The following is a 19935-nucleotide window of genomic DNA, read 5'->3' on the forward strand; positions in this document are numbered from 1 at the left end:
CAATGATCGGTCTCATGTTGCTCGGATTCCTTGTCATCTATGCCACACTGGGCGGGCTGTTGACACCGTGGCATTGGTCCGACCAAGACTTTCTGGCTTTGACCGAACGTCCCAGCGGACGACATCTCATGGGAACCAATCAGGGTGGCGGCGATGTGCTCGCCCAAACCGTGGTGGGGCTGCGGCGATCATTGATGATCGGGCTGAGCGTTTCATGCATGACTACGCTGATCTCGGCGATGGTCGGTGCGTTCGCTGCATACTTCGGCGGCTGGATCGAGCGACTTGCGCTAGCGCTGATCCATTTTCTACTCATCGTTCCGTCGTTCCTGGTGCTCGCACTGGTGTCGAACCGCGTTGGCGGCGACTGGTTGGTGCTTGTCTTTGCGCTCGCCCTGTTCGGCTGGATGATTGCCGCCCGCGGAGTGTGGTCTATGTCGACTTCCTTGCGTGAGCGAGACTACATATTGGCTGCCGAGTTCATGGGGGTCCCGAAGTGGCGAATCGTGTTGCGTCACATTTTACCGCATCTCAGTTCCCTCTTGGTCGTCAATTTCTCGCTCGGAGTCACCGCGGCTGTACTCGCTGAAACCTCGCTGAGCTTCCTCGGGTTCGGCGTGAAACCTCCGGATGTATCACTAGGGTCTATGCTAGCCGACGGCGCAGGCGTGATCAGCAGTGCCTCGTGGCTGTTTGCATTTCCTGCCGCATTTCTCCTGTTGTTCACCATGTCGATGACCCTGATCGCCGATGGTGTGCGTGATGCGTTGGATCCCGTTTCCGCCGAAGCGAGCCGGAGATGAACGAGCCGCTGTTGTCGGTGCGCAACATGTACGTGACTTTTTCGTCTGAGCACGGACCCGTCGACGCAGTCCGGGGTATCAGCTTCGACATTCACGCGGGTCAGACCCTCGCACTGGTTGGCGAGTCAGGATCAGGAAAATCTGCTCTGGCGATGGGCATCGTCGGTCTACTGCCTCCTTCTGCGAGAGTCACCGGCGAGGTGCATCTTGACGGTCAATCACTACTCGGTATGTCTGATCAGCAGTGGTCCGGAATCAGGGGACGTCGCGTTGGTGTGGTATTCCAAGAATCGTTGTCTGCGCTCACCCCGACGATGTCCCTTGGAAAGCAGGTAGCCGCAGCTGTGCGGGTGCACACCAATCTGTCAAAGCGGCTGGCGTGGGATCGCGCAGTAGAGCTGCTCGACATGGTGGGTATCGCTGATCCAGGTCGCAGGGCACATGAGTACCCGCACCAGTTCTCTGGCGGCATGCGACAGCGCGCAGTCATCGCGATCGCGATCGCCAACGCCCCGGATCTCATCATCGCCGACGAGCCGACCACAGCGCTCGATGTCACGGTGCAGGCACAGATCCTCGAAGTCCTCGAGCAAGCCAAAGCCGAGACCGGCGCCGGCGTCCTGCTAATTACCCATGACCTTGGTGTCGTCGCCGGCCACGCCGATAACGCAGTTGTGATGTACGCCGGGCGCGCCGTCGAGCATGCTTCAGTAGAAGACCTCTATCGTAGCCCAGCTATGCCCTATACCCTCGGCCTGATCGGTTCGGTGCCTGATGCCGGAGCTGCGCACCGCCGTTCCCTGGTGTCGATCGACGGGGAGCCGCCGTCAGCGTTGAACCGGCCGTCTGGCTGTCCGTTCGCGCCGAGATGCCCGCTTGTGACGGATGCGTGCAAAGATGCCGAACCTGAACTTGTGCCAGTTGGCGCAGAAGCCTCGGCGCACACGGTTGCTTGCCTGAGATTTGCCGAAGTGCAGGGCCGACGCCCCGACGAGGTGTTCCGCAACATTGCTACCGTCGTCTCTGGCACACTCAGCGACGAACGGGTGCTTAGAGTGCGCGGCCTAGGACGGACCTTCCCGATCACCAAGGGCGAGATCTTCCGTCGCAAGGTAGGGATCCTGCACGCTCTCAGCGACGTCAGTTTCGAAGTAAGAGCTGGGGAAACACTCTGTATTGTTGGAGAGTCGGGCGGCGGCAAGACTACGACGCTGCTGGAGATTCTTCGCCTGCGGCCACCGGAACGCGGTTTGGTGGAAGTGCTCGGGCACGATCTTTCAACTACCAGTGCACATTTGGTCAAGACACGGCTCCGGCAATCAGTACAGCTCGTGATGCAAGACCCACAGGCTGCGTTGGATCCCAGGCTCCCGGTCTTCGATCTGATAGCGGAGCCGTTGCGCGCGGCCGGCTATGGCGCGCATGCGACTAAAGTGCGAGTGCTTGAGGTTTCTGGACTCGTGGGTCTTCCGCCTGACGGTTTGGACCGTTTTCCAATTTCTCTCTCTGGTGGACAACGTCAACGTGTAGCGATAGCCAGAGCGCTAGTCACCCAGCCGCGGCTTCTTGTACTCGACGAGCCTGTTTCAGCTCTGGATGTTTCAACGCGGGCCAGCGTGCTCAACTTGCTCGCCCGCGTCAAGGCTGAATTCGGTCTTGCGATGTTGATCGTGGCGCACGACCTTGCCATGGTCCGCCACATAGCAGACCGGATTGCCGTGATGTACCTTGGCCATGTCCTTGAGGAAGGTCCCGCCGAATCGTTCTTCAAATCCCCGCGTCATCCTTATACCAGAGCGTTGTTGTCCGCCGTACCAGTCGCGGATCCTGGCCGCGAACGCAACCGCAGCCGGGTCGTTCTCACAGGTGAACAACCCAGCGCTTGGACACCGGCCGCCGGGTGTGTGTTCGCTGCTCGATGCCCGCTTCGGCCGACGTTGTCCAAGGAGATCCAACAGCGCTGCCACCTTGAGCGCCCTGCGCTGATCGACTGCAGCGACGCTCGCGTCGCATGCCATGTTGCGTGAACCTCATTTGAGGAAGGGAACACGATGAGCATCTGGCACGGAGTTTCGCGACTACGCGTGACGGGCGTAGCGGGAGCGATCATCATCTTGACATCGACTACAACAGGGTGCTCGAACGATCCCGGCAGAACCACGCCGGCTTCGATCGGTGCGACAGCTGCGACAAATTTCAATTCGCAGTCATACGAGAATGTCAGAGAGGGCGGCACACTCCGAGTGCCGGGACAACCGATCGAGCAGGGCAACCCCTTTCACGCAGATGCCAACCTGCCTGCCGACCGGATGTGGTTCTGGTATAACGCTGCGGCGATCACCTACTCTCCGACCGGAGATGCCCAGTACAATCCAGACTACTTTTCCGATGTCAAAGTCGAGTTCGGGGGCGGCAATCAGAAGGTAACAATTCGAATTAACCCGAATGCAACCTTCAATGACGGCACGCCAATCGACTATCACGCAATCGAGGCAACGTGGCGAGCCAATAGCGGATCGAACAGTGGTTTCTTTTCTGGTGACGTCATACTGTATTCGCGAATCACCTCCGTGCGTTCTGGAAAGGATGCGAAGGAGGCGGTGATTGACTTCGATGGCGTCAATCCTGCTTGGTCAGCGTTGTTCACCACGTTCCTCCATCCGAAGGCTGCCGCGGATGCGGCAAGCTTCAACACTGCCTACCTGAGCAAGGTGCAGCCCGAATGGGGCACCGGACCATATGTGGTGACCACGTACGACGCGCGAACCGGTGATGCGACGTTCGAGCGCAATCCCAAATGGTGGGGAAAGAAAGGAAGGCTCGACAAGCGCATTGCCGTGGGCCTGACCCATCAAGCCTCGATCAACGCATTTCGAAATGGCGAGCTTGACTACGTGGTATCGGGCTCGTCCGATCAACTCCGCCAGATATCGGACGTCCCAGGAACGGAGATCCGCAAAGGCGGCAGCCCGTTTCAGTACGCTCTGTTCCTGAATTCCAAAGCGCCTATTCTGTCGGATCTGGCGGTTCGCAAGGCAGTACTTGAATCCGTCAACCGCAGCCAGTTGGCCTCAATCTCACTTCAGGGCCTCGATTACCAGGAACCGCTGCCTGGCTCCCTCGTCTACTACCCGTTCCAGCGGGGCTACGAGGACAACGTTTCAGAAGTCATCAAATTCAACCCCGAAGGCGCCAAGAAAGACCTCGATGCCTCTGGATGGAGGCTCGGAAGCGACGGCGTCCGCGAAAAGGATGGCAAGCGCCTCGAGCTCGGTTACACAATCTTTGGTGATGACCCCCTTCAGAAGGCGATGCTGGGCGCGCTGACCAAGCAACTTGAACCCATTGGCGTCAAGGTGGAGGCGAGGCCATCTTCGGAAGCTGATTACGAGACCGTGATCCGTGGACGGCAGTTCGATATTTTCTTCTTGGGCAATCGGTCGCTAGATCCGTTCGGCGCGCGATATCTCGACAGCTTCTACGGTAGCACCAACAAACAGAATATTTCTGGCGTTGGCACTCCAGAACTCGACTCCAAGATTGAGGCGGCCGTAGAGATCGCCGAACTGGATGCCCAGGTCGCCATGGCGAATGAAGTCGAACGTGAAGGCCTTGCGTTGTACGGAGTTGCCCCGATCTACAGCGGACCATCAATCTACGGGGTCACCAAGGAGCTCGCCAACATTGGCGCCACGATCTTCGGCACCCCGTTGCCAGAAACCATCGGTTGGCAAAAACCGTAACATGAAGGCCCGCTACAGTTCTATTTCAAGATGCGTGCTTGAAATCCCTGTCACAGAATAATTCTGACCTTAATTCGCGAAGGAGACGATGTCCGTATCACACTTGCCCCGCCAGGGGCGGCATCGCGGCAGTGTCGCTCGACCCGGATGAGTCGGCAGGCGCAAATGCAGAGGTTCTGGTCGGGGCGCTCGAACAACACGCCTTTTACAGCCCGGCCGGATACGCGCCATACGACGTTCTGAATCAGGATCCGGAGACTTTCGAAACCGATCGCCCGCAGCGAGCACGAGCGCTACTCGCTGACACGACGATCGCCTACCAGGTCCTGCCCTTGATGGGTCAGCTTTCCCAGAACCACACGGGGTCAGGGTTCAGGGTCTGGCACGGTTTCCGCGATGGCCCAACCTAGTCGATCACGGAGTTGTTCGGCGTCGTGTTTCCTCAGCTGCTCGACGTACGGGTCGAGAGGGTATTCACGGCTGGCCGTTCAGTGCGGATCCAGGCCAGCACCCAGGATCAGGCCGCGACGTGCCTCACCTGCGGGTGCGGCGCTTGTTCTGCCGCGACGAACGCTGCACCCGGACGACCTTCGTCGAGCAGGTCGCCGAACTGACCACCAAGCACGGACGCCGCAGTATCGGCCTGAGCTGCTGCGCCCCGCCGCGCTACGACGCCTGCCTGGCCGCCCAGCATCGCGACCAAGCCCGCCACCGCCAAGTCGGGAAGATCCGACCCGGATCCTGGCCGACCGCAAACACGGATACACCGGCAGCGCCACCCTCCTCGTCGCTACCTCAACCAGGGCCGTGCCGACCCTAAGCGCGTCGCGCCCTCACCACGCCGCCTGATCTCCTCGCTCATGAGCCGACCCACACCGCCTGCCCGACCACACCCGCCGCCACCTCGACGACCTGATCGCCGCCTGCCCCGAGATGACCATCCACTCACCCGAGTACGCGAGTTCGCCGCCATCCTCACCGGATGCCGCGGCGACGGCGCCCAGTCTCGGACGAGCTCTCCCCGGCTGGATCGTCAACATCCGCGCGTACGCGCTGCCTGGCTTCGACTCCTACCTCGACGGACTGGACAAGACCGCGACGCCGCGGTCGCGGGCCTGACAATGCTCTACAGCAACGAACCCCGCTGACAGCGTCACCACGAAGATCAACCTCGTCAAGCGCCAGACCTACGACAAACCAGCTTCCGCCTGCTAAGCAAGAGAATCCTCTTCACCAAATGACCGCACCGCGACGACCGAGAAATATTTGATCACGCAATCACCGGCACAACCGAAAGTTTGACAAACCCACCCTTCACGCGGAACGTCATGAAAGCAGCGAGCTAGAACGGAAGTTCCGTAAGTCGTGCAGAGCTCGGGTGGTGACAGACGGCATCGTGAGATAGGACAGGGTGTAGTTGTCGGAGCGATGAGGTGGGTCGATGTCGCAGGTCGCGAAGAAGAGGGCGGGGTTGCCCCAGGGGTTGCTGGTGGGACGGGATCCCGAACGGGCCGCGTTGCGCGAGCTGGGTGTGGCCCTCGGCCGCGGCGAGGGCAGCACCTGTCTGATCATCGGTGAGGCCGGCAGCGGTAAGTCATCGCTTCTCGCCGCGCTACGGGGGAACGTTCAGGAGGCGCAGATCATCCGAGCCGTGGGTGACGAACTGAATCAACCTTTCCCGCTGCTGCCTTTGGTCGAGGCCGCTGCCGCGTGCGGACAGGCTGACATCGGGCGGCTCATGCGTGGACGGGGCGAGGTCGGTGTTGCCGACTTGGTCATCGCGGGAACGGAGCAGTTGATCTGCTGGATCGAGGATGTGTGTGCTGCCTCGCCGGTGGTGTTGATGTTCGATGATTTACATTGGGCGGACGAGGCGTCAGTGAGATTGTGGCGCCGGTTGACGCGGGTTGCGGAGCAGTCGCCGTTGCTGGTGGTCGGTGCGATGCGGCCGGGCCATGACCGGCCCGAGCTGACAGCGCTGCACCGACATGTGAGCGACCTGCACCAGGGCGGGCGCGCCGTGCTACTAGAACTCGCGCCGTTGTCCAGCTCGGCGGCCGCCGAGTTGGTGACCAACCTGGTCGGCGGTCGGCCGGGGAAGCGTTTGCTGGAGATGGCGGCCGCAGCCGGTGGCAACCCGTTTTACACTACCGAGCTGATCAGCAGCCTGCATCGCAACCAGGCGCTGGTCAGCCGCGACGGCAACGTGGACGCCGTGCGCGGCTACGAGGCGGCCTCATTGGCTGAGGCGATCGCGGGCCGGTTGGACCTAGTGTCGCCTCCCGTGCGTGACATTCTGCAGGTCGCGGCGTTGTTGGGAGTGGAGTTCTCGGTGACCGACCTCGCGGTCGCCGCGAACCAGACGGTCGTCGAGTTCGGCGCGTTGCTGCGCGACGCCCAGTCTGCAGGTGTGATTGTGTCAGTGGGTGCGAGGATGGCGTTCCGGCACCCGTTGATCCGCGACGTGCTGCGCGAGCAGGTCGCGGAGGCTGTCCGAGCCGCATGGCACCAGGAATTGGCCCGTGAATTTATCCGGCGGGAAGCCGACGCCGTTGTGGTAGCCCGGCAACTTGTCGCGGTGGTGGAATGCGGCGGTCAGCTGCCGGCGGCCGACTGGGTGATCGACTGGTTGGTCGCCGAGGGGCCGATGCTGGCCAACCAGGCCGTCGAGATCGCGATCACCCTATTAGGGCAGGCGTGGGAGGAGGCCGTGGCCGGGGATGCGCGGCGGCCGCGGCTGGCGGTTGCGCTGGCCACCGCCCTCTATGCGGCGGCCCGGCACGACGAAGCGGATCAGGTGATCGACCGAACCCTCTCCGGCGGGCCACAAGACATCCACGCGGACCTGGCGCTGCAGCTGTACGAGTTGATGACCGAAGGCCTCTGGTTGCGTGGCCAGCACACCGAGCTTGTGGCGGCGCTAGATCGAGCTGAGACCGAACGCGACTGGAACCCGGCACATCGGCTGCGACTGGAACTCGCCCGGATGCGTTTTCCGGTTATTACTGACTTGGCCAATTTTCTGGACAATAAGACCAAGGTGCGTGAGCTGCTGCCAAAGGTGAAGGAGTTCGACGACGCACGGTCGGTGGCGTTGTTGTGGCTGCTGGCGAGCTGGTACGACTGGGACGATGAGCTTGGGCGCCAGCAATGTCTCGAGCGGGGACTCTGGGCGCTGGAGGGCCATCCGGACCTGCTGGATCTCAAGCTGCAGTTGCTGCACACCCGCATTGGTTACCTGTTAATCGATCTCAAGTTCGATGAAGCGGCCGCGGAGGCTGCGGCGGTCCGGACGATCGCGGACCGGGCGGGCAGTCGCAGGTATGCCGGCGATGCGGCGACCACGTCGGCGACCTGCCTGTTCGTCACAGGTATGTGGGACGACCTGTTCGTCGAGGCGGACTCCGTCTATGAGCTCGGATGTTCGCATCCTCGGCCCGCTATGTTGTCGGCGCTGGCGGCGCTGCACCGCGAGGACGAGCCACTGGCCGGACCCTACGTTCAGCATGTGGCCGACGCGGCCAAGCAGATGGGGCCCAACTGGGGCGCCGAGTGTATGTGGGCAACGTTGGAATCCCTGCTGCTGGAACGTGCCGGTCACCAACGGCAAGCGCTGGCACGACTAATGACCGGCGACAACCCAGCCGCGGAGTGGTGGGCGGACAGGTTCGTCAGTCCACGGGTGCAGGCCACGCGACTGGCTGTGGCACTGGGCGAGCAGGACACTGTCGCGCAGATCCTGCAGTGGAATGAGGAGCGAGCCGACCTGCATCCGGGCGTGCGAGCCGAATGCCGCGGCCTGGCCGAACGCGACCCGGACTTCTTGGCGGAGGCGATCAAGATCTACCGCTCGGCCGGGGAGCAGCTGCTGCTGGCCCAAGCAGTCGAGGGCCTAGCGGTCGTGGTCGCGGAACGTGGCGACCGAACCGCCGCCCGCCCGCACCTAATCGAGGCACTCGCGCTCTACGAGACACTCGGGGCGCATTGGGATCTGAAACGCGTCCGCGCACGGTTCCGCGAACTCGGGATGCGGACCGGATCCCACGCCACCCGTCGCAAGGCCACCTCAGGGTGGGACAGCCTCACCGACACCGAAGTCCGGGTAGCCCGATCAGTAGCCGAGGCCAAGTCCAACCCGCAGATCGCCCAGGAACTGTTCTTGTCACGCCGCACCGTGGAAACCCACGTCTCCCACATCCTTACCAAACTCGGAGCACGCAGCCGGATCGAAATTGCCAGGCTCGCCGCCGACCAACTCACCGCAGCGACCTGATGGGATGAAGGAGCGGGAGCCTCCACTCCTGGCAACGTCGAACTGTCCCTCCATGCCGCAAACCAGGGCACACACCCATCCCGCCACTGCCTACAACCGCCGGAGATCATGCGACGCGGTACGCACCATGGCCGCACGCCTAGCGCAACCGTATACAGCGGCGAGCAGGGCTGCAGCGGCAGCTACCAAGGCCTGACCCGCTACCTCCGTCTCTTTAGGACAGTTGGCGCCGCTCCACCTGCCACCCCAGCCGGCCACGATTTCCTGCCAGGTGGCGGCGCGGGCATAGCGCTGCACGGTTCTCTGTCCCAGCCCAGGCCTCGAGCGATGCTGCGGTTGCTGTGTCCTTGCACGATCAGTTCGTGCACCTTCGCGTGATGCAAGCGGGCACGCTGGGCAAACCTGCCCGCAGGCTGTTCGTCCTGAGATTCATGGTTCGCCGTATCTGTCTGGCCAGGAGCTGCTGGTCCGGCGGGACGCAGACAGTTTCGGTGGCGGGCCACGCAGCGTTCGACGGCCTTGCCTGGGTTCTGCCAGAGGTGGAACCGGTCGGCGACCTGCGTGGCAACAGACGCTCCGAGCCGGGCCCCTTCCGCGTGCGACCCGGAGCGATCCCGGCACATGACCTCGACCCCGGGATGCGCTGCCAACCAGCCGGCCAGCGTCTCAGCGTCGCGGCCGGGCAGCAGCTCCAGCGGAGCGCCGGTCTCGCAATCGATCAGCACGGTGCCGTAGTGATGGCCGCGTCGCAGCGCGAAGTCGTCTACTCCCAGTACTTTCGGTGTCACGGCGGACGGATCCGGCAACGCCATGGCCAGCCGAAGCAGCGTGGACATGCTGGCCGGAGCGGACAGCGAGCAGACCAGCAGCGCCCCGGCTCGCCCTGCCAGCGCCGCCGCGATCCGCTCCAGCATCGCCCGCAGCAGCGGTGTCCGGCGCCCGTGCCGCACGGTCACCCCATCGACCTGCTCGGCAAAGGTCTTGATCGCACACTCCACACCGTCACAGAACCAGCGGCGCACCCGCCGCCAGACCACCAGCTGTCGGCCACCAACCGGCGCGTCCGCCAGCCGGCGCACGTATCGACCCGTTGTGCTCCTTCGCCGACCACGGCACACATGGCACCGGCGAACCTCTGTCCATCATGCTCCGGCCAGGCAACGCCGGGTCGAACGCCGCCGCCGACCACATCGCGGTGACCCGCGATGCGTTGCGGCAGTTGGCTTTCACCGCCAAGGGCGGACGGGTCGGCCGCAACGTACTCGTCCGCACCGACGCCGCCGGCGGAACCCACGAGTTCGCGCAATGGCTGCACGCAAGGAAACCGGGCTACTCACTCGGGTTCACCCTGCCCGACGACGCGGTCGAACGCCTCGCCCGCATCCCCGCACACGCGTGGACCCCGGCCTACAACGACGAACGCAGCCCGCGTGACGGGGCATGGGTCGCCGAAGCGACCGGAGTTCTGGAGATGTCCGGGTGGCCCCAGGACATGTGTGTGGTCGTGCGCAAGGAACGCCCGCATCCCGACGCGCAGTTGCGGTTCACCGACGCCGATGGACTCCGGTTGACCGCGTTCGCCACCACACATCCCCAGCCGACAAGGGGCCACCGCAACGACCCTGAACACCGAAAGGAGGACCCACCACCGCAGCCGGACACGCTCTCAAGCCAGGCCGTCACCCGCACGAGAGATCCGGGCTGGCGGAGTCGATGCTGGCAAAGTAGTGCGTTCCCACTGTCTGAGCGAAGAAGTTGTCAGGCAGCCACATCGGCGAGTTGGATTGTGCATCGCGCCGTGTGATGTCCGAGAATCAGGCCGAGCGCTGATGGCGGAGGTCTTCGTTCCAGGCATCGAAGATCTCCGCCTTGAACAATTGTGCTTGAGACCTTGTGGATCTTCTCATGCAGCTGCAACCGGCTGGCGGTCCGCTGTTTTCGCAGGCCATGACGGCGGCCTCAGCTCATCCGCCTCTCGGGACGGTCGAGTTCGTTGGGGCGTGGAGTGACGTCGGGCAGCGTGCAGGCTGGCCTCGCACGTACGAATGATCTGAGCCGTAGCGGGGCTGGCGGGGGCGCGCCAGCAACGAGGGCAGAGCACCTTCACAACACCTGCCAGGTGGTCCACCGACACCATTGCCATCGTCTGACACGTACGGCACCAGCGATGACCGGTCACCGCGATAATGTGCAACGGTGATGCGATGCACTCATGGGCCCATCGGCGGTGCACGGCACATGTGATCCGGTCCAGTGCGTGCAACCCGCCGGATTCTTCCTCGACGTCTTCAGCCGCCAGCATTGCGGCGAGATCACGGTCAGCAAGGCTCTCGTATCGTTCGGCAAATCGCTGCGGAGACGGGTGCGACATGACGCATTCCTTCCGGGTCGCTGGGATCACCACACTCCACTGACGTGACCTACGTAACATCCGGGAACTCACGTAGGTACAACGGGGTACGGAGAGGTTCCCCTTGATGCCGACGAGGGTTGGTCTCGTTGACGTGGGCAATCGGCGCCCTGACGACCGTCGGCGAGTCGTTGCAGCCCAGGTGGGGCGAACGACTGAACGAGCGGTGCTGCACGGCCAGCTGCGCGATGCTGCGCGGGGACGCGGCGGCGCCGCGTTGATCACAGGTGGAGCCGGATCAGGCAAGTCGAAGTGAGCCGACATTGCGTCCATCTAGTTGTGATTCGGCTCGACTCCCTGCCAGGCAAGCGGCCGGACTTCTGGTGCAAGCACCCGCTCGTGCAGACCCGTGAAGTCATCGTGTGCTGCTGGAGACCAGGTCAGAGCGGCTTCACCCGCACCGTCGGGGTCTGCTGCTCGGCGCGCACGACCCGGACACCGGTGACCTGGTCTACATCGGGGACGTCGGCACCAGCTTCACCCGCCAGGAACGCGACCACCTGCGTGACCGGCTGCAGCCGTTGGAGCGGCCCGGCCATCCGTTCGCGAGCCACCGCTCCGTGAGGATGTCGCCTGTGCCCGTTGGGTAGACCCTCTCGTCGTCGGCGAGGTCCGGTTCCGGCAGTTCACGCGTGGCAACGACGGCCGGCTGCGGCACACCGCGTGGCGAGGCCTGCACGCGGACCGAGGCCCCGCCGAGGTGACCGCGCCGCAGCCCGGTCGTCCGAGCCCGTCACCGGCGCCCGAGCCGATCGAGCTCGGCATTGGCTACCAGACGGGTATTACCGGGCAATTATTTTGATCTCGAAATGCCGAGCACCATGATCCACGAAGGCGCCGAAGTAGATCTTGAGGAAGGTTTGCACGGGTTTGATGGTCGCCGACACCTCTGCGGCAATAGTGCGGTACCAGTTTGGTTGTCGGTTGACACTAACTGCTGTGGCGTCCTGGACGAGTCGTTGATTCCGACTTGCTTTCGGGAGTCATTTCATGACTTCACGTGAGGCTATTCCGCACTCGAGTTCCAAGCGCGATTCCATGCCGCTGGACGCGGCGCGGTCGGCGTTCGAGTGGCTGGTCGCCGGGTCGCCCGTCGCCGCCTGGAGGTGAGGGTGACCGTCACGAAAGCGTGCTCTCGGTGAGCCTCACTCCCTCGGTGGACCTGGACGTCGATCTCAGCCACAACAGGCAGGGCCACAATGCCGCCGGCACGGACAGCGCCCCGGCGACCGCGATCACCCACGAAGGGCTCACCACCTCCGCCAGCACACCCGCGAGCCCTGCCCCCAGGCCCTGAGCGGTGATGTTCGCAGAGGAAGCCACGCCCATCCCCTGGGCTCTTCGGTCATCCGGCAGCAGCTGTGACAGGAACGAAACCGACATCACCACCAGAGCGGCCCACAGAGCGCCGCTGACGGCGAACAACAGCATCGCCCCGTAAATTCCAGCTCCGAGCGGCACCAGGACGAGCGGAAGTCCCGCAGACAGACACACCACCGCCAGCGCGCCCCGTTGCCGATCCGGTGTCACGAATCGGAAGAACAGCGGCAGCCCGATCATCGCGCCGACACCGCAACTGGCCAGCACCACTCCCACCACGCCGGCTCCGTGCCCCAGCTCGTGCACAAACGGCGCGGCGATTCCTTCCGGGACGACGTAGAAGACTCCCAGAAAGGTCATCATGAAGATCGCGCGACGGCGCGGATCCCGCCACACCAGTCCGATGCCACCCGCAACCAACCGGCCAGAGGACGAGACCGGAGCCGCGGCGGGCCGCGAACGGACACCGGTCCGGATGATCAGGGCGGAAACGGCGAACGTGACGGCGTTGATCGCCAGGCATGACTGAGGACTCAGCGCGGCGGACAGAACGCCACCCGCCACGAATCCCACGAGCTGTGCCGCCTGAACGGTGACCTGACGCACTGTCATGCCCATGGGGTACTGGTCCGCGGTGAGCAGATCGCGCAGCAGCGCGAGCTGCGCGGCGCCGTATGGACCGCCGATGAACGACATTACGGCCGCGAGGACGCACAACCACCCCAGATCGATGCCCGGAACCGCCATGACCCCGACCACCAGAGCTCGAAGACCATCCGCAACGACGATTACTTCACGACGCGAGCGCCGGTCGGCGATGTGGGACAACGCCAGAGCTCCGGCTGCAACTGGGATGAACGTCAGGGCGTAGGTCAGACCGGCGAACGCGGCTGAGTTAGTCCGGTCGAACACCAGTACCACCAGCGCGACCCGCGCGAACTGGTCACCGGTGAACGACAGCATCTCGGCCAGCCACATCGCGCGGAACTCGCCGACGCGCAACACCGCACAGAACGAGATTCGTTCTGTTCTACCGGCTGTCATCGCCACTCTCCTCCAGAACCGGCTACCTCGGCTCCGGTCACCTGGAAGCCGCAGCACGGTGCATACCCGCCAGGGGGCGGGAAGCCCAGCCGCAATCGATCAAGGCGCGCACCAGTGCACGTTGCGTTGCACTTTCACACCATTTCCCTTGTACTCGAACAACTGCCGATGTTCAGTTGCGGTGCAACTCTTGACGAGAGGAGGGGACATGAGCGCGATCGCCCCGCCGCCGTGGAAGTGACGGCCTGAAGGATTGAGACAGACAGCGGGGTCGCTCGGCAGACGAGCGGCCCCGCTGCGGACACGGATCACCGCGGCACGAACGCTTCCCTCCACGGAGGACGTTGTGAGCCAGCGAGGGCATGACTGGTCACTTGCCCGTAACCACTCCGATCGCGATGCCCAGCGTGACGGTTTTGCAGACGAACGAGAGCACACTGTGCGTCAGCACCCGCACGCGTGTCGCGGGTCCCTCGCCTCCACGTTCGAAGTCGCGAACGTGGTGCCGAACGTGAAGGCGAAGTAGACGAAGTCCGCGTACACGGGCTGCGGCGAGCCGTCGAAGGAAGCGCCTCCTCCGGCAGAGCAGCGTAGTAGGCCCGTGCGTACCCATCCGTGTAGCCGAAGTGCAGGATGGTTCAGGCCAGCAGCACCGCCGGAACCGCGCCCACTTTGTCGGCCAGGATCTCGTCCACGCTGCCGCCCTCGACGCCCATGACGATGCCGAGGCCCGCCGTGATGCCGACAACGCTCCTAAGTTCGAGCAGCTCGACAGAACTGGCAAGGCGTGGCAGACCAAGGCCCTGGCTGGAGGTGGTGGCGCGTGAAGTTCACCAGCACTGTCTACAAGGAACTCGTCCTGCACGACTTCGGCGTCACCTTCATCGACGGTGACGCCGAGGTCAGAGACAAGGCCAACGCGCCGCGTGCGCTGCCCGCTGATCTCGGCGTACGCGCGGTCGGAGGGCGACCTGCCAACGACCGCGCGACGAGCTACTTGGGAGCACGGAGTGGGAGCAAATTGGGAGCACCTCCGTGCGCCGAGCATGCCGCAACGGTCCTCAATGGACCTGAACAGACCAGCACCAACCTACAGAAGTCTTATTTCTGCAGGTCAGCGCAGTAACGGTGCCATAGTTCGGAGCCATTCGCCCCGCAAGCGCATCGACTTCATCCGTGCTGGCATACGGCCGCTCGGGAGCCTCGCCGAAGGTGATCCTCAACTTCCGGCACGGGTTCAGAGCGAGCAGCCCCTCCTCAACCGCCTCCCCGAGGATCATCGAGAACAGCACCAGAATGTCCTTGACGCTCTTGTCGGCCAGATTCTGTCTGAGAGTCTTGTTCACCCATCCCTTCACCTTGATGCGCTCGATGTCACCGACAGCCGTGCCGGACCACCGAGGAAGGATGTGATTGCGGATGTGAGAGTCGTAGGTCGACCACGTCATCGCCTCGACACCGTGCGCCTCTGATCAGACTCGAATCCATTCGTCTATCGTGGTCCTCGACAGCCGCGGATCGGTGAACCGCTGCCGCCGCTGGTCAGACTCGACATCGGCATGCGCCGCCCTGCCGGACCGGACATTTTGCAGTACGTTCGACGCCGCTCTCGCCGCGGGCGGGCTGGTGTGCTCACCCTTCGCCATGATTGATCACCTGTTCGCCGCTACGCGCTCGCGCGCTACTCAGACGGCGAACCGAGAGAATCTGTCCACGCATGTCCAAAGTGGCGTGAAGGTCAGCACGCAACCCACGCACCCGCCCGAGAACATGGACACCTGGCGGGTCACAAGGCACCGCGCGCACACGCGGTTGTAGATGACGAAGGCGCGGCGGCCGACCGCCGGATGACAGCCCACTTGGGGGCGGGACCGGCACGCAGCGGGCTGGGCCGCATGGACTGGCCCCAAATGCCCGCTGCGCACGAGCCCACCGACCACCTGGGCGTGGCGCCGGGTCACGTGGCAATCACGTCAACCGCCGGGTTGAAGATCCTGCTGAACACCACGCGAACGAGTGACCGAGCCTGAAGCAGCCGCTCGATCCTATTTCGCGGCTCCGGGAGATCGTGCTCCAGTTTTGCTCCAACTCACGGGAAGCACTTGACTCAGTCGAAACGTACGTTTGAAAATCACCCTCCACGGACAACCAAAACTTGGAGAGCAGAACGGTCAGCCATGACAGACTTACCGCCGAACCGCGTCCCAGCAGATCCCAGTCGCGCGCATTGCCCACACTCCGAGCACATCTGCACCGCGAGGTGAGCGGCGAGCTAGCCAGGGCAGTCAGAATTCTGAATTCAACCACGACTACCCGCCGCCATGGGCGAATACCACGGCGTCGAAAGCGCAGGCAAACCACGTCGACGCCCGCCGGCGCAACTCATATGTATTCAACAGTCGCACCTGGGCGGTACTCTACAATATGGGATCCAATTTTATTGGCGGCGGCATACTTCGGGGTAATATCGAGACAGACGCGCGCGATCCCCTCGATACCCATCAATAGCTCCACCAGCCGAACCTGATCCGGCCAGTCCAAGAAAAACGGCGTATAGGAAGCACCATCCCGCTCAAAAGTCTTCCGCACCGCCCGAATCAGTAGAGTGCTGCCCAGATCAGGCTCACCTGAGTGATCTATATAAAAAGCCGGTGTCGTGCTTGTCAGATACGGGAAGATCTGCCAGCACTCATCAAATAGTGACTTATTTTCCGTTACATAGTTATCAACAATATGAGTAGCCTCTCTTATGAGACTGCATCTTTCAGGGGTAAACTCGCCCGCAAATCTAAGAAGTAGTCCCGGGCCAGGAAACGGGCGCCTTGCGACTATTTCCGGCGGCAATTGCAGATGACTGGCAAGCGCACGAATCTCCTCCTTCGACAAACCCAACACTGGCTCAATTATTTCGAACTTGCGAAGTATTTCAGGAGGAGGAGAATTGTGGGCTCCGCGGTCAAGGGAGTTTGGATTGCCATTTATGCCGTGCGCCTGGCTGCCTTGTGCCAGGAATTTGATGTTCCTGTCGTCAAGAACACGCTCGAGCACGTCAAAGTAGGCCCTCCTAAAAGCGACACGCTTCTCGGGCCCACTGTGCACACCTCGGAGAACGGCACGAAAAGCACTGCCTGCATCGATTACTTCGACACAGAAGCCGGATTCTTTCAACAAGCGACGCGACTCATCAGGCTCGCCATGCGACATAAAACCGGAGTCGATTATCACAGGAGCCAAGTCAACTTCAAGAAGACTTAGCAGCGCCGCAGAGACGGCCGAGTCAACGCCGCCAGAAACACACGCAAGAACGGTTTCTCCTGCGAGTTCACCAAAGCGTGAGCGAATGAAATTGACGTAGCCTTCCGGATCAAACTGTCCTCCATCGTTTCGATAACTGGTACGCGGCGATTCGTGCTGGCTCATTTAAGTAAGCTCCTCGTTCACATGTCGCATTAGGCCGGAGTAGAAGACTGTGTTGCCAAAGGCGCGTCTTTGCGCAGGGTGATGCTCACGAGGGCCGTCCGCCGATGGACTGTTCGTGACCGTGACGGGTTGCGGTTGCGTGTCATCCTGACCTGCCGATGGATGTTCCTGTGTGGACTCATGGTCAGTGCGGCGGCTTGGCGGGTCAATGCCTCCGTCAGGCCGCTCGGATGCGGTGACGATGGCGCTGGCCACAAGATCACCTTGCGGAGGCAGCGCCGGCGGACTGCGGAGGCACTGCCGCCGGGAGGGCCGTGCAGCACTGCGCCGATGGTAAGTCTTCTGTGGACAATCAGCTGACGGCGACCGACGCCAGCGCTGAGCGCTTGACAGGACGGGACGCAGTTGTCCCGAATCAGCCCCCAAGCGGATCTGTCAGGCCCGTGCATGTGCTGGGGCATAAGGAGATCCTCGCTCGCTGCCCGACCTGGCTGCATCGACGCCGGTGTCGACCTGGGTCGAGGTTGCTGACCTGGTTGTCGGTAGCCCGCTGGGAGCGAACGGGCCACATACTGTGCCCGTTGTGCCCTTACCATCCGCTGCCCAAACTGTTGAGATGAGGTTGGTGTTGTCGCCGGTTCGATGCTCGTCCCGCTGCCGCAGTGGGTCCGCCGGGTCGGCACGGCACTGGTTCGCATGCCGCAGTGCGCGTGTTCCCGCCGGGACACGGTGACGGGGCCTCGGTGGTGGGTGGTAAACGCGGAGCACCCACCAACTGGGTCTCTCATGCGACCATCAAGAGATGCACCTGGGCGACGCCAGTCACGGCATCGCCCAGGTGTATGACACCTAACCGCCGAGGTACGGCAACGAGCGCGCGGCTTACCTCCTCGATTCGCGCCCTGGCCGCCGGCACGACCAGTGTGGACGCGATCCGCGAGTCACGTCCGCGGACGTATCCACGTCGTGGAACCTGCAGCTGATCGTGCACTCGCACATGTCATGTGCGCGAGAAGTTGTCGTGTGCGTCGTGTCAATCCTGCGTCCTGGCATGAAACCTGGCCCCGGTTCGGCTGGTTCGCCTGCGGGTGACTGAGTCTGGATCCGTGGCGCACAGCGCGTATCCCTTCCGGATCGGGTCGCGACCGTGAAGTTCGTTGGCACAGCGCACAAACGGCCGCTCAACCTGGCGCGCGTCAGCGAGGTACCGTGGCTGCACGGAGCGGCGACACACCACCATCCGGTGATCAACTCACGCCCGCCGGTATCGACCGGTCAAGCTCTGCAGGAACGCGTTTCGCACTGACGGAGTGAGTGTGGTGTTGAGAATGGACAGAACCCGTGAGAACGCCATGACGGCGTCAAGCCATGATCCGGCGCAGCGCGGCCTGCACCGCTACGTACAGCTGGTCGCGGCCGCGCTCCGCGCTGACCTGAACGGAAGCCGGTATGCGTGGAGCTCTGAAGCCACCGCATATCTGCCGCTACCCCAGTGCATGCCTGGCAACGCCGAACAACGGCTCGCGCTGGTATGGGACGAGAAGTCAGGCTGGTCGGCAGGCGCTGAGGCCGGCGCCGACTTCGTGATGCTGGCGTCCTACAGCGAGGACATCGTGCCGGCGCCTCGCGTGGTCGCCGCGTTCGTGCACAGCGTGGTCAGCGACAGGTACGCGCCAGCCGCCATGTCCGGCGACTACCGGCGCAGCGAGGTACGGCTGCGCCTGGCGGCCTACGCTCCTACCGGACCGGACACGCAGACGGCGATGCTGCCGCCTCGCAACCTCTGAACACGCACCGCCTACCTTGACGCATGCCATCCCGCGGGTGTCACCCTGCGTGTGCAATCGGGTGAACCCGGTCAAGTTCGGTGTCTGCGTGGTCGATAGTTGTGGCCTGGACTAGACGTGGCTGGTGACGCGGTGGAACTCACCGGCGCATCGGGGTGCAAGGGGTGTTTGGTGGGCTGCCACTGGTAACGGGCGACAGCCCGCCAAACCACCAGACCGGGCCGCCTGTGACATCAAGTTGCACGGAGGTTCTGCAGAGGTGTGCCGTTGCTGGTGACCGGCTGTGGATTCACAGTTCCTGTCTGGGCATGCCACCCGCGGCGTGCAGATCCTCGCTGTCCACCAGTTGGCGATCATGGTGACCATTGCGGTCGAACTCACCGCACTTGCGCGCTCTGCACGACCAGACCCGGCAACGCCGGTCCTGGCGCCGGATGCCGTCGGCGTCCGGCGCCACCGGGTCGCTGCTTCACACAACCCATCAGACGAGGTTCGGTGTTCGGTCGAGCCGATTTTCGGTGTCGTTGGCGACGGCGTGAGAACTGATCGCTGCGCTGCGCGGCCGACCGATACATACTGTCTCGACTTCACATGGCCATCGAGGCATCTCCAAGCTGCCGGCCGCGAACACTGGCCGTGTGATTCTTTCTGCGTGAGGTGATCTGCAGGTGACGAACTCAGGCATCGTCGGCAACGGACTGGCTCCGGTCGTGCAGGCGCGGTTGGCGTTGTGGGCGTTCGTCGTCGTGAACCTGGCGATCGTCGAGTTCCTGTTCCTGACCGCGGGCGCGGGCAAGAACGAGGTCCTCACCGTCGCCAAGTTCTTCGGCCTGCACGCCGCGCTGATCATGATGTTCCAGTTGTTGCTGGTGGCTCGCCTGCCGTGGCTCGATCGGCGCATCGGCATGGACCGCTTGACGGTGTGGCACCGGTGGGTCGGCTTCACGCTGCTGTGGACGGTGCTCACGCACGCCACGATCGTCGTGCTGGGGTACGCGACCTTGGACAACGCGCCGATGGCGAAGACGTTCCTCGCCCTCGCGGGCGTTCCCGCTTCGCTGCTGGGCATGCTCGCGGCCACCATCATCGTGGTGACCGGGGTGATCTCGACGCGGGCCATCCGCCGGCGTCTGCA

14 protein-coding genes and 2 pseudogenes are annotated in these 19935 nt (G+C 63.2%); 10 read left to right on the forward strand and 6 right to left on the reverse strand.

The window, feature by feature from the left end; all coding sequences use genetic code 11:
• Positions 1-14 precede the first annotated feature (14 nt).
• From BM417_RS04975 to BM417_RS04995, 5 genes are all read left to right on the forward strand, one after another.
• On the forward strand, positions 15-803 hold the full coding sequence (locus BM417_RS04975) for an ABC transporter permease (RefSeq protein ID WP_245821701.1): 789 nt from the start codon (positions 15-17) through the stop codon (positions 801-803).
• Entirely contained in the window at positions 800-2830 is a 2031-nt protein-coding gene (locus BM417_RS04980; RefSeq protein WP_177320285.1) for a dipeptide ABC transporter ATP-binding protein, read from the forward strand. The genes BM417_RS04975 and BM417_RS04980 overlap by 4 nt, the downstream gene beginning before the upstream one ends.
• A 24-nt stretch (positions 2831-2854) precedes the next feature.
• Entirely contained in the window at positions 2855-4546 is a 1692-nt protein-coding gene (locus BM417_RS04985) for an ABC transporter family substrate-binding protein (protein ID WP_093588485.1), read from the forward strand.
• 933 nt (positions 4547-5479) lie between these two features.
• Positions 5480-5665 carry a hypothetical protein gene (locus BM417_RS04990; RefSeq protein WP_093588486.1) on the forward strand — a complete coding sequence of 62 codons (186 nt, stop codon included), beginning with the start codon at positions 5480-5482 and terminating at the stop codon, positions 5663-5665.
• 322 nt (positions 5666-5987) lie between these two features.
• On the forward strand, positions 5988-8819 hold the full coding sequence (locus BM417_RS04995; RefSeq protein ID WP_093588487.1) for an ATP-binding protein: 2832 nt from the start codon (positions 5988-5990) through the stop codon (positions 8817-8819).
• Between the two features lie 200 nt (positions 8820-9019).
• On the opposite strand, the gene BM417_RS05000 is transcribed toward BM417_RS04995, so the two are convergent.
• The gene (locus BM417_RS05000; RefSeq protein WP_407656080.1) at positions 9020-9889 is read right to left on the reverse strand and encodes an ISL3 family transposase; all 870 of its coding nucleotides are present in this window, start codon (positions 9887-9889) and stop codon (positions 9020-9022) included.
• A 2-nt stretch (positions 9890-9891) separates the two neighbouring features.
• On the opposite strand from BM417_RS05000, the pseudogene BM417_RS05005 reads away from it, so the two are divergent.
• The 3 genes and pseudogenes from BM417_RS05005 to BM417_RS50215 all read left to right on the forward strand — a co-directional run.
• Positions 9892-10404, forward strand: a pseudogene (locus BM417_RS05005) (transposase); the annotation flags it as partial.
• A 914-nt stretch (positions 10405-11318) separates the two neighbouring features.
• Positions 11319-11450 (forward strand): hypothetical protein, encoded by a 132-nt coding sequence (locus BM417_RS49805; RefSeq protein ID WP_281251291.1) that lies wholly within the window; start codon positions 11319-11321, stop codon positions 11448-11450.
• Between the two features lie 141 nt (positions 11451-11591).
• Positions 11592-12031 (forward strand): annotated as a pseudogene (locus BM417_RS50215) (ATP dependent DNA ligase).
• Positions 12032-12348: 317 nt separating this feature from the next.
• Here the strand turns inward: BM417_RS50215 and BM417_RS05020 are convergent.
• From BM417_RS05020 to BM417_RS46635, 4 genes are all read right to left on the reverse strand, one after another.
• Positions 12349-13593, reverse strand: a complete 1245-nt coding sequence (locus BM417_RS05020; protein ID WP_143138513.1) for an MFS transporter — start codon at positions 13591-13593, stop codon at positions 12349-12351.
• Positions 13594-14037: 444 nt separating this feature from the next.
• Positions 14038-14136, reverse strand: a complete 99-nt coding sequence (locus BM417_RS50220) for a hypothetical protein (RefSeq protein ID WP_177320286.1) — start codon at positions 14134-14136, stop codon at positions 14038-14040.
• 518 nt (positions 14137-14654) lie between these two features.
• Positions 14655-15041: a hypothetical protein gene (locus tag BM417_RS46630; protein ID WP_143138514.1), complete on the reverse strand. Its 387-nt coding sequence runs from the start codon at positions 15039-15041 to the stop codon at positions 14655-14657.
• 934 nt (positions 15042-15975) lie between these two features.
• Positions 15976-17013: an adenine nucleotide alpha hydrolase family protein gene (locus BM417_RS46635; protein WP_143138515.1), complete on the reverse strand. Its 1038-nt coding sequence runs from the start codon at positions 17011-17013 to the stop codon at positions 15976-15978.
• Between the two features lie 1328 nt (positions 17014-18341).
• On the opposite strand from BM417_RS46635, the gene BM417_RS46640 reads away from it, so the two are divergent.
• A complete protein-coding gene (locus BM417_RS46640; protein WP_143138516.1) occupies positions 18342-18800 on the forward strand; it encodes a DUF6292 family protein in 459 nt (152 codons plus the stop codon).
• A gap of 289 nt (positions 18801-19089) precedes the next feature.
• On the opposite strand, the gene BM417_RS47585 is transcribed toward BM417_RS46640, so the two are convergent.
• On the reverse strand, positions 19090-19257 hold the full coding sequence (locus BM417_RS47585) for a hypothetical protein (protein ID WP_177320287.1): 168 nt from the start codon (positions 19255-19257) through the stop codon (positions 19090-19092).
• A 211-nt stretch (positions 19258-19468) separates the two neighbouring features.
• Between BM417_RS47585 and BM417_RS05045 the strand changes: the two genes are divergently transcribed.
• On the forward strand, positions 19469-19935 hold a 467-nt coding region (locus tag BM417_RS05045), incomplete at its 3' end, for a ferric reductase-like transmembrane domain-containing protein (RefSeq protein ID WP_218164322.1).

This window comes from Lentzea waywayandensis (genome assembly GCF_900115955.1).
Lineage (GTDB): Bacteria > Actinomycetota > Actinomycetes > Mycobacteriales > Pseudonocardiaceae > Lentzea > Lentzea waywayandensis.